General features: G+C 71.4%; 1 protein-coding gene. It reads right to left on the bottom strand.

Annotated elements, in window-relative coordinates; genetic code table 11:
* Positions 1 to 367: anhydro-N-acetylmuramic acid kinase (locus AC1DN0_RS41930; RefSeq protein WP_477146735.1), on the bottom strand; the 367-nt coding region annotated here is incomplete at both ends.

The following is a 367-nucleotide window of genomic DNA, read 5'->3' as shown; positions in this document are numbered from 1 at the left end:
ATCCCGCCCAGGTTGAGGATCGCCCGGTCTTCCCCGGCGGTCCCGAGCATGGCCAGGTGGAAGGCCGGCATCAGCGGCGCCCCATGGCCGCCTGCAGCCACATCGCGACGACGGAAATCGGCCACGGTGGTGATCCCGGTCGCCTCGGCAATCCGGTTGGCGTCGCCCAGCTGCATCGTGAACGCCGGATCGGCCAGCGGCCGGTGGCGCACCGTCTGCCCATGCGAACCGATCGCCCGCACCTGGCTGCGCTCCACGCCGCTCAAACGCAGCAGGGCATTGGCTGCCTCGGCAAAGGTGATCCCGATCGCCGCATCGATGCGGCCCAGCGCGTCCAGCGAGCCGATCGCCCCGCCTTCGCCCAGGC

The sequence above is a fragment of the Cupriavidus sp. 05N39 genome (genome assembly GCF_056397325.1).
The sequence above is the reverse complement of the archived record's forward strand: the minus strand, read 5'-3'. Positions and strand labels throughout refer to the sequence as shown.